General features: G+C 57.3%; 17 protein-coding genes. 7 read left to right on the plus strand and 10 right to left on the minus strand.

Going from position 1 to position 11775, the window contains the following annotated elements:
* Positions 1-47: 47 nt before the first annotated feature.
* A complete protein-coding gene (locus tag XI02_RS41595) occupies positions 48-719 on the minus strand; it encodes an HD domain-containing protein (protein WP_172646584.1) in 672 nt (223 codons plus the stop codon).
* A 72-nt stretch (positions 720-791) separates the two neighbouring features.
* The gene (locus XI02_RS41600; RefSeq protein ID WP_172646583.1) at positions 792-1781 is read right to left on the minus strand and encodes an NADP-dependent oxidoreductase; all 990 of its coding nucleotides are present in this window, start codon (positions 1779-1781) and stop codon (positions 792-794) included.
* A 1035-nt stretch (positions 1782-2816) separates the two neighbouring features.
* Here XI02_RS41600 and XI02_RS41605 point away from each other — a divergent pair.
* The 6 genes from XI02_RS41605 (at position 2817) to XI02_RS41625 (ending at position 6305) form a co-directional block, all read left to right on the plus strand.
* Positions 2817-3395: a T4SS efffector SepA family protein gene (locus XI02_RS41605; protein WP_194483301.1), complete on the plus strand. Its 579-nt coding sequence runs from the start codon at positions 2817-2819 to the stop codon at positions 3393-3395.
* Positions 3396-3512: 117 nt separating this feature from the next.
* The gene (locus XI02_RS44950) at positions 3513-3833 is read left to right on the plus strand and encodes a hypothetical protein (RefSeq protein ID WP_210339751.1); all 321 of its coding nucleotides are present in this window, start codon (positions 3513-3515) and stop codon (positions 3831-3833) included.
* Entirely contained in the window at positions 3799-4596 is a 798-nt protein-coding gene (locus tag XI02_RS41610; protein ID WP_210339752.1) for a competence protein ComEC, read from the plus strand. Before XI02_RS44950 ends, XI02_RS41610 begins: the two co-directional genes overlap by 35 nt.
* Entirely contained in the window at positions 4596-4934 is a 339-nt protein-coding gene (locus tag XI02_RS41615) for a hypothetical protein (RefSeq protein WP_194483302.1), read from the plus strand. The genes XI02_RS41610 and XI02_RS41615 overlap by 1 nt, the downstream gene beginning before the upstream one ends.
* Entirely contained in the window at positions 4921-5205 is a 285-nt protein-coding gene (locus XI02_RS41620; RefSeq protein ID WP_194483303.1) for a hypothetical protein, read from the plus strand. Before XI02_RS41615 ends, XI02_RS41620 begins: the two co-directional genes overlap by 14 nt.
* Before the next feature lie 347 nt (positions 5206-5552).
* Positions 5553-6305: a hypothetical protein gene (locus XI02_RS41625; RefSeq protein WP_194483304.1), complete on the plus strand. Its 753-nt coding sequence runs from the start codon at positions 5553-5555 to the stop codon at positions 6303-6305.
* Here XI02_RS41625 and XI02_RS41630 read toward each other — a convergent pair.
* From XI02_RS41630 to XI02_RS41665, 8 genes are all read right to left on the minus strand, one after another.
* Positions 6302-6532, minus strand: a complete 231-nt coding sequence (locus XI02_RS41630; RefSeq protein WP_194483305.1) for a hypothetical protein — start codon at positions 6530-6532, stop codon at positions 6302-6304. The two genes, XI02_RS41625 and XI02_RS41630, sit on opposite strands and share 4 nt — an antisense overlap.
* 1 nt (position 6533) lies before the next feature.
* Positions 6534-6680, minus strand: a complete 147-nt coding sequence (locus XI02_RS41635; RefSeq protein ID WP_194483306.1) for a hypothetical protein — start codon at positions 6678-6680, stop codon at positions 6534-6536.
* Positions 6681-6838: 158 nt separating this feature from the next.
* Positions 6839-7108, minus strand: a complete 270-nt coding sequence (locus tag XI02_RS41640; protein WP_194483307.1) for a hypothetical protein — start codon at positions 7106-7108, stop codon at positions 6839-6841.
* An 877-nt stretch (positions 7109-7985) separates the two neighbouring features.
* A complete protein-coding gene (locus XI02_RS41645; protein ID WP_194483308.1) occupies positions 7986-8687 on the minus strand; it encodes a hypothetical protein in 702 nt (233 codons plus the stop codon).
* Between the two features lie 501 nt (positions 8688-9188).
* Positions 9189-9557 (minus strand): helix-turn-helix domain-containing protein, encoded by a 369-nt coding sequence (locus tag XI02_RS41650; protein WP_194483309.1) that lies wholly within the window; start codon positions 9555-9557, stop codon positions 9189-9191.
* Between the two features lie 45 nt (positions 9558-9602).
* A complete protein-coding gene (locus XI02_RS41655; RefSeq protein WP_194483310.1) occupies positions 9603-10190 on the minus strand; it encodes a hypothetical protein in 588 nt (195 codons plus the stop codon).
* A 112-nt stretch (positions 10191-10302) separates the two neighbouring features.
* On the minus strand, positions 10303-10590 hold the full coding sequence (locus tag XI02_RS41660) for a DUF3892 domain-containing protein (protein WP_194483311.1): 288 nt from the start codon (positions 10588-10590) through the stop codon (positions 10303-10305).
* Between the two features lie 136 nt (positions 10591-10726).
* On the minus strand, positions 10727-10978 hold the full coding sequence (locus XI02_RS41665) for a hypothetical protein (RefSeq protein ID WP_194483497.1): 252 nt from the start codon (positions 10976-10978) through the stop codon (positions 10727-10729).
* A gap of 163 nt (positions 10979-11141) precedes the next feature.
* Between XI02_RS41665 and XI02_RS41670 the strand changes: the two genes are divergently transcribed.
* Positions 11142-11774 (plus strand): restriction endonuclease subunit S, encoded by a 633-nt coding sequence (locus XI02_RS41670; RefSeq protein WP_194483312.1) that lies wholly within the window; start codon positions 11142-11144, stop codon positions 11772-11774.
* The last annotated feature ends 1 nt before the right edge of the window (position 11775 follow it).

Raw genomic sequence — 11775 nt, forward strand, 5'->3', positions numbered from 1 at the left:
GAAATTCATCGCAACCCGGATTGTGCTCCTGGAGCACAGAGTAGGTCCTAGTCATGATGGTGAGCCTTGTGCTGGGAATCCGGGAAGGGCGACGCAGCGATCAGGTCGCAGGCGTTCGGACTCTTGAACCCCGGGATGAAACGTTCGCAAACAGCGGCGTTGACGGTGCCATACGTCGTCTCGGGCTTGTGCGCAAAGCCGGCGAAATACTCCTGAATGAAGCCTTCTTTGAAATTTGTGCGCGGGTACTTGGCGACGATTTCCTCGCGCAGCTCCGCCGGGAACTGATCGAATCCCACCCCGATCACATCGAGAAGAACACCGGAATTGAGGAGCGCGACTTCGGGCCCCATGTACTTCGGGATGCCGGGAGTGGTGTGCAGCGCGATTGCTTCCCAGACCGTCTGCACCTGGTCTTCAGCGATGTTGTGGGTGCTGAGAAACTGCCGTGCGGCATTTGCGCCATCGACTTCGAAGCGCTCGTCTGGGCTCGAGAACTTCTTGATGAGACCGAGATCGTGAAAAGCGGCAGCTACGTAGAGGAGTTCGGTATCGAACCGCAGCTTCTTCTGCCGACCCTGCTCAGCTGCGAACAGGTAGACCCGGATAGAGTGATTGAAGAGCAGATCAGTGGAATGTTCGCGCAGGATCTCGGTAGCCTCTTTCGCGAGCAGAGAGTCGGGAATGATGAGGGCATTGGAGAAATTCGGCGTGGTCATGATTGCGTCCTTTCGAGAGTTGCTGTGGTGTTTGGCTGCGGATTTGGGGCAAGCTCCGGGAGGATTAGCCGATCAACTCGCTCCGACGTCGAGCACGATCTTTCCTTTCGGCTGAGGCCGCACGTGCTCCAGCATGAGATGAGCCTCGCGCGCATCCGCGAGGGGTAAGACTGCTCCGACGTTTGTTCGCAGCTTTCCACCATCGATGAAGCGAGCGATCTTCGTCAGATATTGGCTCGTGACGTCGACCAAAAAGAAGGTGGCTTCAACACCGTAGCGCGTTGCAAGATCCTGATCCGGGCGGGACACTGCCGAGATCAGCTTGCCGCCGCGACGAAGGACCTGGAACGAGCGGGTTTGGGTTTCGCCGCCGACCAGATCGATGACAGCGTCCGCGTCGCGTACTTCTTCCTCAAAGCGCTGCGTCCGGTAATCGACAACACGGTTTGCGCCGAGATCGCGCACCACCGAAATATCGCCCGTCGATGCGGTCACGACGGTTTGCAGACCCGCGTGATGGGCCAGTTGAACCGCATAGGATCCAACATTGCCGGCCGCACCGTGAATGACCACCGTTTGACCCGCTTTGAGTTGGGCGTGATCAAACAACGCCTGCCATGCCGTCACGGCAACGACAGGAACGGACGCGGCTTCAACGTGGGTTAGCGAGGTTGGCTTGTTCGAGACCATGCCCGCGGAGGCTAGAGCGTACTCGGCGTAGGCCCCGACAAACTGCGGATTCGTAACACCATAAACCTGATCTCCCACACGTAGTTCGGTGACTCCGGGCCCCATCGCGACGTTTTCGCCGGACAGATCCGAGCCCAGAGTGAGGGGGAGCGGTTGCGGCAAAGCGCTCTTGCCGGACCTGATCCACCCATCCCATGGGCCAACTCCAGCAGCCGCAACCTTGATCAGGACCTCGCCAGGACCTGGCTCGGGTCGTGGCACGCGCTCGAACTTCATGGTCTCCGGTGACCCAAACTCGTGCACGCGCCAGGCCATCATAGTTGAATGAGTTCGCTCTTGGTTTGCCTGAGGAACAATGCTGCTCGCGGTCATCACATTCTCCTTGCGCTCAGCCCGTCATGATTGGCGTCGACCGTTCCGGGCGATTGATCGGACGGGCTTATCCGTATGTCGCAACGAGTCGGGCCGCGGACAACGAGCGCGACCATGCGGATCAGGACAGCCGCACGTCGTTTCCTGACAAGGCCCGTCCGAACTTTCACGGAGCGGTTTCGCCGTCAGATTGTTCTCGATCTATTCCGATTCCATCCGGCCGATGCTGCCGCGATGTTGGAGATGGGTAACGCCAGGGGACCCTTAGCCGGTCCGATCGAAAGGCGTGATCGGAAGCTGCGGGCTTCACTTAGGGCGCGTAATCGCCCTTTGGGTTTTCGGATATCGGAGCACGCTCGCGATTTTTCCCATCGCGGCTTCGGCCTACGGGTCAATCGCCATCGTCTTGCGCGGAGATGGCAACGCACGGCGCAACGCCGCGGTCCAGCGTCTCACGCAATGACATCGCATCAAATCGTAGTTCAGCGCGGAAAAGCGTGGAAATGGTGCCCAGGGGCGGAGTCGCATTGAGAGCGTAACCAACTGATGATACTGCGGTTCGGCGCGGGCGTCTATTTTCGCTACTCTCGCGCCTACTCGCGCATTCGATTCCAATCCGCGGAATTGAATTGACGAAAATCACCGTCCTCCCCTGGGCGATACTCTGCGGTTCTCGCGGCATATGGAAGATCAATGTCACCCGGGGCGATCCGCAGCTTGGACACTTCAACCGCTCCCCAAGCCTAGAGAGCGGAAACGGTGCACCTCTCGTCCAAATCAGCGTCGGGAGGTCCAGGTCGTAGCTGTAGACACAGGGGCGGATTTTCATTTCGTCACGTCGTCCTGCGTGACATCGCGCCGTGATCCTCCACCTGAGTTGCCATGCTTCGCCCCGATAGTCTCCACGATGGCTAGAACGTATCAAGAACAAAAAAGTTTCTAGCGGCGCGCAGATTCCGCTTGTAGTCCTATCGATACATTGATACATCAATACGGCCGGCAACGAAGCCGGTTCTAAACTCAGAGGAGAGAGAAATGATGCCGCAGATCAATGTTTCCCAGTCTTTGTTCAGTCAGCTTCAGGCCATCGCCGAGCCCTTCGTCGACACGCCTGAGACAGTAATCCAGAAGTGCGTAGAGTTCTATCTTTCTAACGCCTCTATCCATAAACCCATAGCAGGGAAGCCTGAGAGTCCCCCTGATGAAGATACTGGGTACATGGTCTTTCCGCCCGACAGCCCGCCCGACCTGACGTTCACGCGCCCCATGTCGATCGAGCTGGATGGCAAGACGTTCGACAAGGGCAGCCTGTACTGGAATCCCCTGCTGTTCGAGTTGGTCCGCCAAGCTGGTCTCAAGGGTGTCAAGGGCGACAAGCTCAAGGAGATGCTGTTGTGCAACTTCGCCGATGGCCAAGCCAACGAGGCGCAGGGGTACCGCTACATCAAGGAGGCAGGCCTTTCCGTTCAGGGCCAAGCCGCCAACCCCGTCTGGAAGACCATCCACCATCTTGTGAAGCAATTGGGCCTCAAGCTCGATGTCGTCTTCCTGTGGGACGACAAGCCCAAGGCCGCCTATCCGGGCAAGACCGCCCGTATGAGGTACATCCCGTGATGCGATAAGCCGCCGGCCCAACGACGCGCCGGCGGCTTTCCGCTCAATTCGGGGTTGCAGGGAACCGAACGGAACTTATTTAAAGCGAGGGGAAATCCTTTCATTTTTCGGTGATCAATGAGCGATTTTTACGAGCTCGATTTTTTTCCGGTGCACAGCAGCGATTCCGGCGACGCCATTTCGATCAAGTTTCAGATCGGCAGCCAGTGGGAAGTTCACGTCATCGACGGCGGGTTCGAGAGCACGGCTGCTGACTTCGAGAAGCATATCCGGGACAATTACGGCACGGACTACATCAACCGCGTGATCGTGACCCATCCCGATCAGGACCATGCCGAAGGCCTCGCCACGATCCTCGAAAATATGCGCGTCGGAGCTGTGGATGCTCCGGCCGTGGAGCTACGTGCACGAGCTGCTTCCGCATTACGCCCGCTATAACGACCCTGCCCGCCTTCGCGACAGGCTGCGCGACGACTATCCCTATATCACGAAGCTCGAAGACATCGCCGGAAAGAAAGGCATTCCGATTTACGAGCCCTTCCAAGGGGCGGTGATCGGTCCGTTCACCGTGCTGGCGCCGTCGAGGAGCAGGTACATCAACCTCGTCGTCGAGTCTGAGAAAACGCCGCAGCGGTCGATCCGGTCTAAGGCCATGCAGACGGTGCTGAGCCGGCTTATTGAGGCGGCTCGCCCGATCATCCACTTCATCAAATCCGGATGGGGGGCCGAGAAATTCTCTCCCGATCCAACCAGCGTTGAGAACGAGATGAGCGTGGTGCAGTACGCCAACATCTGCGGGCACAGTATTTTGCTGACCGGCGACACCGGGCGCGATGGCCTGAAAGAGGCGGCCGACTATTTCCAGGCGCGCGGCGGGGTGCTGCCGGGTATCGACAAGTTTCAGGTGCCGCATCATGGCGGCCGCAGAAATGTCTCGACCGAGCTCCTGGACCGGTGGCTCGGTCCGCGACTGGCGCAACCGCTGCCGGCAGGTCAGGAGACCTTCAGCGCCTTCATCTCCTCTGCTAAGGAGGATCCCGTACATCCCCGTAAAGCGGTGGTGCGCGCCATCGTGCATCGTGGCGGCAAGGTCATGACGACCGAGGACGGGCACTTCCGCACCTCCAAGAACGCCCCCGACCGTGCGGGATGGGTAGCCAAGAAGCCGACGCCGTACCCCGACGAGCAGGAAAACGACTGATGAAGCCCACGCTGTACGAGCAACTCGGCATCATCATCCCCGGCTCGATCCTGATGTTCGGTCTGGTGCTCTATTATCCCGAGCTGAAGCTGCTGACGACCAAAGACGCTTTTTCGGTCGGCGAGCTCGGCCTGTTCGTCCTGATCGCATACGCCGCCGGGCACCTGGTCGCGGCCATCGCCAACGCGCTCGAAAAGGTCTTCTGGTGGAACGGCATGCCCTCGGACTGGGTGACACACGATCCGCCCGCCTTGCTCTCGACCGAGCAGGTCGAGAACCTGCGCACGAAAAGTGGACACGCGCCTGAAGATCACGATTGCAAAAATGGCCGGATATGACCCGAAGAAATGGTGGCCGGTTTCGCGGCAGATTTATGCTGATGTCGGCAAAAACGGAAAGCCGGACCGGATCGACACCTTCAACGGTAACTATGGTCTCAATCGCGGGCTCGCTTCCTCATGCCTCGTGCTAACCGTCGTCGCGCTCACGCATGCTGACTGGCTCATTGCTGTCGGCCTTTTCGTCGCGGCCTGCATTTACGGCTATCGCGCATACCGTTTCGGTGTTCATTATGCCGGTGAGCTGTATCTGCAATTCCTCGTCCTATAGAAAACCGCCCCAGATCGGGGCGGTCCCTCCGTCAATAACAGTTCGCGCTGTTCAAGAGCATCACGCCGAACACTACGTTGATGATTATCGAGATAGCGCAAACGACTTGGAGCGGAGAACGCATGTGCGGCCCCTCCTTAAGGCCGCAGTTCATCGTACCAGGTGACGGGCAATAAACGTGTCGAGATCAGAACATGCGGTCGCCGCCGCGAGCCGGAATGGGAACGTATGCTAAAACAATTCATCCACGTTATAGTTAAACGGGCGGTTCTTGTTTTCGCGGTCGGCGTCCCGTCCGCGTATATGTCAGCGATGCGTCCCTGCGCGTACCGCTTGGCGCCGACCCCATGCTCATACTGGGAAACAACGACAGAGCGGAACTTTTGAATACGGATGAGCCGTTTCTTTTGCTCGACGACGGGCCGCTGTGCGATCTCTTTTTGGAGCGTTTCAAGAAGATAAAGGCTTTTGATTTCGAGACGCATGGCCTAAATCCGCTTCCGGCGAGTTACGCGATGCGCCGCCGACTGCCGGGCATTTTATGGGACAACTCCGGCAAAGACACACTCCGGGTCCGCGACGGCAAGCGAGCGCTGCGGAATAAGTTGAAAGCGAATAACGCCAAGCGCTTTGACAAACTGCCATTCAACAACGGCGACGCTGACCGCGAAGCGGCGGATATGGTCGATGAATTGATGGACAGTCCCGTGTTGAGCAAGGTGCTGACAAAGCGCCCGCCGCGCTTCCTGCTCTCCGGCTCGTCGGTCGTGGTACGGATGGGCGAGCTCGAAGATTTCGACCGCACCGTTCTCGGTTCGCTCTTCGCTCTGCTCTATCCCGGCAACGTAATCATTTCAGACTTCGGACAATATGCGCGTGATCTTCATATTCCCATGATGAGAAAGGGGCGGCTGTCGATCGGGCTCAATAACCTGGAACAGCTGGACAAGCGGATGCAACAGGCCGTTTTGCAGATACCCACAAAGATCGGACGGGGCTGCACCTATGACGACGCCGTAGAGCTGGCGCAGATCGGGTGCAAATTCCCGCCGGGGACGATGGATTACAACGCATTTATCGCGGAGCGGATGCGGGGCTAGCGGCAGCGGTGACTACTGCGATAACGAATTTTCGTTTTGGGGTCGTCGAGGAAGCCTCCTACCTCCTTTGAAGCCGTGAAGCGCGCGTCGCAAATGCCGCAGCACATCTCGATGGTGTCGGGCATGATCCGGGGGCGTCCGCCCTTCTTTCCGTTTTCGCGGGACGCGGCGGCGCGTTTGTCGCTCGGGATGGCGCGCAGCGCTTGGGCTGCGGTGTTCTTTTTCATATTAGATTTCAAAGCTAATGCGCTGCTCGATAAAGGTGAGCAGCGAGCGGATTTTCGCCTGCTCCTCGGGCGGACGGATCACTCCGTCCTGATAGAGGAAGTCGAACGCTGCAGCGACTTTTTCCAGTTCTTCGATTTCGGGTTTCATATTATTCGTGCACGTTATCGCAATAAACGCGGCCTGCGGGCGAGATAAAGAGAGGCTCGCCGCACACCGCACATACAAACTTGCCGTGGACCATTCTGGCGTCCTCACCGTATTGAGTGAGGCGCCAGCCGGTCTTTGTTCGGAGAGAGACTTCCATATTAGTCGCAGTGGTTAAAGCTCTTCGGCTGTCCGTCCCAGTCGCGGAGGTACATGTTCTCCAGGGTGTGATTTTTAGACTGGGCGATGCTGCCCTTGTAATAGCCGTCGCGCTTTCGGATCATGCTCGGTTTGTCGAAAGTGATCCGCGACGGATCGGGCACGCATGTGCCGGAAAGGTAGCCGGTCTGATTTTCGACGGCCGCGATGGGGACGATCCACACGCTCCTCTTGGTTTCGCGGACCACTTTGTAGAAGTCCACTAGCGTCATGGAGTAGCCCCATACGCTGACGAGTATCTTCTCCGCTGTCGGTGTTTTCATACAGATGCAAGGCGAGTGTCTTATGCGTTTCTCCCTTACCGCTCCATCATAACCCGACGTTGGGTTTGTGCAAGGAACCGGAAGCGCTGCGCATTTGAATAGTGGCTGTGTCAAGTTTTGACCTGGCGCCGGATCGCACCCTGCCGGAGATCGTGCCGGTGCCGGAAATGTCCGGCGATGATCGCGGAAAATGTCCGTAAGCAGCCGCGAATGAATGTCCTAAAGAGTTGTCCGTAATCTCGCGTCGCCGCCAGAAAATGCGCGCGCCAAGCGCGGAGCAGAAAACTCCCAGGACCGGCGGCTTGGTGGAATTGCCGAGAACTGCGCCCCGCAGGGAATGAGGAGAAGCGCAGCGGAGAAATGCGGATGCGGGAGCCGAGAAGAACTGCCGCCCTGTGGAGCGCGGGGCGGGGACGACGCCAGCGGCTTCCTACTGCGAGGGAACGCGCGCGAGCGCGGGCCTGCGCCTGCCCGTGAGCGAATGTAATGAGCGAAGGGGCAAAGCAGAAGAAGCCCCGAAGCAGTAGGAAGCCGCTGGCGGAGGCCAGCGCGAACAGGGCGGAAATGATGAAGAATGGAGCCCCGTGAGCAGGGCGAACGGTAGAATGGAGAGGTAGAATGTGGAATGACTGTCCATTGCATTAGTCCATTGTGCCGCGGGGAAGCCTTGAGGCCCGCTAAACAGACGAAATCTCTTCATTGAATTGAAGCATTAGCCTAGACCGCGGACCCATAAACGCTCATTCCGGGTTGTTTCCGGTCTTTACCGAACCGGATATCGAGGCCGGTTGGGCGACTAACCGCCCCAAGCACGAATATTTTTTGGCTACCAACGCCATTCCAACTTGTAGATTTCTCCCAACTGCGGCTCCTTAATTTCCCACATAACCGACGGCCGCCCGAACAGTGTAGCGGTACGGACTGAGGTTTTCATTTGGTACTCGGCGAGGCCGACGAGACGCTTGCATCTGAGCAGGATCGGCGGCCGTTTTTTTGGAAAATGCACACGTAAGGTGAAATGCTTAGTTGGCAATGCAATCTCTTGGGTCCAATGCTCTTCTTCACTTGTGAAGGAATCGTAGAGCTCAGCGCGATATTCATTGTGAAAGTGTGTTCCGGCGGGGAGAAGCGCGCCTAGATCGATTTCGGACACGTGAAAGCCGTGCTCGGTTTTGGTCTCGAGGATAACTCCCATTTCTGTGGCGAAGTTTCTGGCATCGCCTGAAGTGGTGACACCCTCAAAATATGAGCTTAGGGGCTCGGAGCCCACGACGTAGTCTCCGGCCTTTGCGTAGACTGCACGTTTCCCATCGGTCGTTAGCAGAAACAGATCGGCTATTGTTAGATTGCTGGATAAGCCATGCTGCGGACTATGCGCCAGCGCCTCCCTGTGCCAGGGAAGACGTCGGATGATTGGACTGACGAGCCATTTTAAGCCCTCGGCGAATTGTTCTCGAAAATAGGCAAGCAGGGCAGCACTAGCGGCGGCTGCCCCGATCGCAGCGACCCGATTTACCAAACGGCTCATTAGTTCATTAAAGAGACCCATAGATGGGGGAGGAGGATTGAGTCATTCGGTCGCATTCACTTTCTCCTGCGCGAAAAGTAAAGATCCCGTTTTCTCAAAAGAGGAGCGGTCCATGTCTGGCGGCGGAAAAGGCTGACTATTGCGGCGCCCAGGAGACCGGTGATCAAAACTAGGTCCATTCTATCACGTGTCTATCTGAGCACTGTTTGTCCGACGACACGGAGATCGTATGTCGCAAATCAGATATTGTGCGGCGTTGAAAATATGGCTCTGTTAAGCCACAAAATCGGTGTTCGCCCATTCTACGGCTCTGTTGAGCCGTTTTACGATGCTCTGTTTTCATGCCTTCGCTGACAGCCTTCCTCTTTTGAAAAAAAGCATTTTGCTACTGCGTATTTTTGATATGCGTATTCTTAAATGCATATTCTTATATAGAGTGAATTCCGCCAATGGAATTCTAGACGCGCCATAGTTGGAAATCTTGATTTCCATATATGGAAATCAGCCTTTCCGTCCTTGCTTCTTAACAACGAAGTTGACCGTGTAGAAGTTTGTCTTGCCTTGGCCGCGGCGGGTGATTTCGATCAGCGAGCAAGCCTCCAGCTCCTTGATAAAACGGTTGACGCTAGCGAGGCCCATGCCAACCTCCTTTGCAAGGCGATCCTGGCCAGGAAAACACAACTCGTTGTGCCATGCGTAGCTGAGCAGGAGTGCGTAGACAGTTTTCGCGCCTATTGAAACGTTCGGATCGCGCAGAATGAAGTTCGGTATTTGAGTGAAGCCGTGGCGCGAAATGGGATCGATCGAATTCAGGCGCATGTTGCGCTCTTTGAGAATGTCGCCGATCGGGCGGTCTGAGCCGAATGCCATACCGGCATTATACGACGGCCAAATGAAGCAGTTTTCGCTTATCCCCTACTGCATTCCGCTGATTGATCGATCCTCACGGTTCTGATCTCCGGATGGTGCCGTGCCGAGCAACGGCGTGAGCATTTTTTGTAGACCATGAATAAGTAGGTTCGTCTCGCGAGCTCGCTCGGTCAGCTCCCCAATTTGCTTGTCCTTCACGGTCACCTGGTCTCGAAGAAACGCATTCTCGCGTTCAAGAGCCGCGACATAGCGCGACTCGTCTGGTGGATTTGTCGCGCCCAGTCGCGACTTGTCTTCGCTTGTCGGACCAGGCGCTAGCGCTATATGGTCCTTGTTTTCCGGAGCGACATCTGTCGCGACGTGTCGCGACACGTCGCGACCTGCCGAGACTGGTCGCACCTCTTCAATGTACGCGATATGCTTGTCAATCGAGCTGGGGGAGATCAGGTATTTCTCGCCGAAGGCAGTTTCGACGAGACGGCAATCGAGATGCCCCTTGGCGCAATAGCGTTGGATGCTGCGTGGTGTTCGGGGGAGACCGGCGCGGGCGTAGCGTTCAAGAGCATCGTCTATAGAGAGGGTAAAATCGCCGTCGTCGCTTGTCGCGACGTGTCGCGACTGGTCGATGCTCATGCACTGATGATAACCGTCTCGTCACCACACCTCGCGGGTTATCCCCAGCGCGATCATCGAATCGAAGGCCGGCAACCACAACGATGGTCGCCGGCCAGCAACGCAGCCTAACTCACGAGCACTCGTTCAGAGCCAGCAGATTGTCTTTCCAAATGCCGTCGGCGTAGGTCTGCAGGAACTTGTTGCCGGCGGCACTGGTCCGCACGCCAACCCATGCTTTCGCACCACCCTCGGCTGTATAGAAGCGGTGGGTCTGCTGCTCGATCATCCGGACGACATTCGGAACCGTATCCTTCCAACGTCCTGAACCGTCCGGCTTCGGCCCGCCCACGTGCGTGATGTGCTCGTGAGGACTCATTCGATTTGGTTTATTGACGCAATCAATCCTGTAGTCAGCCATGATGCTGCTACCCTTTCATAAAGAGATGACCCGACCGAAGCACCGGGTCATTGATCTTTAGGGAGGGGCCAGCTAGATTCGTGGTGTTCAAGACACGACCTAGCGGGGCTTCGGCCCCGGTTTTGAAAACCGGCTGTTAGCGCAGCCGGTTTTCTTGCCAGGCCACCTTTGGGACGAGATACGGCCCCTTCGGCGGAAGATCCTTGGCGGCGGCGGCCGGGACACCCGGAAACCGGGACCCGTCCTTGATCTCAGCAATGCGGCCCTGATTCACGCCGAAGAACGCTGCGATATCGTGGTGGCGGTCACCCCGATCGATCATTCCTCGAATCAGTGCGGCATCCTGTGCCGTCAGTGCGAGCCCGCTGGGCTCGGCTCTAGTACCCATATTGTTCTCCGATGTTGGTTTCGATCACCGGACTCATGTCCGACGCTCGCAGGATGTTGTGAGATTCTGTCAAAATCAAGAAAAATCTGAAAAACTCATTCCGTAGCCTAATACAATTCGTTTTTGTATTGAAATCGATTGGCTGATAGCGCATAAAAGTGCCATGAAGCCAGCTCTCGTGCAACCACTGCGACCCTCCACTCCCGTTCGTTTGGGGGATATCGCCGAAGTTTTCGCTGGCATCGGCGTGTCACGCGAAGACACTCTTGAGCGCCCTGGCGAGAAGCTGCCTGTAATTGGCGTGCGCGATCTTCAGGATGGCGGGGTGACCATGCTCGCGGCCCTGGAGACCGTCGGCTTCCGAGATGTTTCCCGCGCCAAAACTTACGCCGTGCGCCCGCACGATGTGCTCCTCACCGGCCGGGGGACCCTGCTGAAATTTGGTCTGGTCGGCGAGGAGACAGCAGGCGCGATCGCCAGTGGCAATGTCATTGTCGTTCGCCACGGCCCGAGGGCGACCGGCGGCGCGCTTTTCGCGATCCTATCGAGCGAAGTGTTTCGCCCGAAGATCGAAGTCTTGCGCAGGGGCGCGACCACGCTGTTGTCGTTGTCGCCGAAGGACCTAGCCAAGCTTGAGATTGATTTGCCACCGCTTGACGAGCAGCAGCGCATCGCCGCGTTCATCGGCGACGCACAGACTGCCTATCGGACGGCAATCGAGGCCGCAGAAATTCGCCGTACGCTCGCACGCCGTCTGGTGGACGCGCGACTATTCGGCGACCAACAGAAAAAATAGA

The organism is Bradyrhizobium sp. CCBAU 21365 (assembly GCF_015291305.1).
Classification (GTDB): Bacteria; Pseudomonadota; Alphaproteobacteria; order Rhizobiales; family Xanthobacteraceae; genus Bradyrhizobium; species Bradyrhizobium elkanii.